The following is a 1,605-nucleotide window of genomic DNA, read 5'->3' on the forward strand; positions in this document are numbered from 1 at the left end:
CGGAACCTGTCAACCTGATTCGGACAGCTCGTTAAAAATTAATGTCGATTTCGTCGCGGTGTCGATTGCCACCGATAGTGTCGGGAAGTTCACCACGCTGTAGGGGGCCGGGTCGTCGTCATCGGGCTGTACCGGATTGATCGAGACACTGGCTGGTGGCATTGCCACCTTGGGGCGTCCGCGTATGAACCGCTCGGGGTGCGCCTCGAAGCTGTCATCAAGTGCTCGCTGGCGAACCTCCGCGATCTCGTGATATCGGCCCGTGAAGACCTGCTCCGGCGTGAAGCCAGCCAGCCCGCTGTGATGGTGCTGCAGGTTGTACCAGTCGACATAGGCGCTGTACCACTGCCGGGCATGGACAATGCTCTCGAAGCGCCCGGGATAATCGGGCTGGTACTTGCTGGTCTTGAACTGGCTTTCACTGAAGGGGTTGTCATTACTCACTCGCGGGCGGCTATGGCTGCACGTCACCCCCAGCTCTCCCATGAGGTCCAGGTAGCTGCGAGCGATCATCGGCGAGCCTCTGTCCTGGTGGAGCGTCAGCGCTCCATGCGGGATTCCGTAGCGATCCACGGCCTCCTGGAAGAGTTGCTGGGCCAACGCTGCATTCTCCTTGTGGGAAACCATCCAGGCCACGATGAAGCGGCTGTATAGGTCCAGCACCACGTAGAGATTGAGGTAGACGCCGCGTCGCCGCGTGGGCAGTTTGCTTATGTCCCACGTCCACGCCTCATTGGCGGCCCTTGCCGTGATGCGTGGCACGGCATGGTGTTGAGGCGCACGTTGAGGGCGGCGGTCACCGCTTTCCTTGGCCTCACGCAGCTGTCGGTACCAGGTACTGAGCGAGCCGAGATAGATCCCTTGCTGCAGCAGGTCGTGGTAGATTTCATACACCGGCTGATCCCGGTAGGGCTCGCTATGCGCGATCTCGAGGATTTGCGCTCGCTCCTCGGCCGATAACGCTCTGGGCTGCGGACAGTGCCGGCGCGATGTGGGTGCCTTTGTCGGGGGCTCATGTCGCCGTTGTCGCCAGGCATACACCGTGCTTCGGTTGATGCCCAGAACTCGGCAAGCCCTGGTCAATGGGAGATGCGCCGGGCGCGCTTCGAGCACCGTGATCATGGTTCGCTCCCATTGTTCATGCGATCGAGCATCGATAATGCTTTTTTTTGGAGCGATAGGCAGTCTTCGGCAGTCGAGAGCTTCTGCTGAAGACGGGCGTTCTCACGCTCCAGTGCCTCGATCTGCTTCTGCTCCGGGGTCTTGCTCGGGTTCGGCCCCGGGGCGGTCTTGTGGAGCTTCTCCACGCCGTTCTCGGCAAGCTCCTTGCGCCATGTGGTCAGCTGGCTGCTGTACAGTTTTTCTCGGCGCAATAGCTCCCCGAGTTCGCCATGTTGACAGGCATCGGCTTCAGCCAGGATGCGCAGCTTGTACTCAGTCGAGAACTGGCGACGTGTGCGCTTCTCCAGCTTGGGGTTGGGCGTGACCTGGTGGTCGGGCAGCTCGCTTGGCGGTTTAGGCATGATACGGACTCCTGAACCTCGGGCTCTGATATTGAGCTTAACTCACTGAGCCGGTGTATGGATTCAGGTTGATACACAGGGC

Annotated in this window: 2 protein-coding genes; both read right to left on the minus strand. The window is 60.4% G+C overall.

The features are described from left to right. Positions 1-9: 9 nt before the first annotated feature. Positions 10-1,122, minus strand: a complete 1,113-nt coding sequence (locus tag HF027_RS15415; protein WP_168017151.1) for an IS3 family transposase — start codon at positions 1,120-1,122, stop codon at positions 10-12. After that, the gene (locus tag HF027_RS15420) at positions 1,119-1,523 is read right to left on the minus strand and encodes a transposase (RefSeq protein WP_168017153.1); all 405 of its coding nucleotides are present in this window, start codon (positions 1,521-1,523) and stop codon (positions 1,119-1,121) included. Before HF027_RS15420 ends, HF027_RS15415 begins: the two co-directional genes overlap by 4 nt. Between the last annotated feature and the right edge of the window lie 82 nt (positions 1,524-1,605).

It is taken from the genome of Halomonas salinarum (assembly GCF_012062845.1).
Classification (GTDB): Bacteria; Pseudomonadota; Gammaproteobacteria; order Pseudomonadales; family Halomonadaceae; genus Onishia; species Onishia salinarum.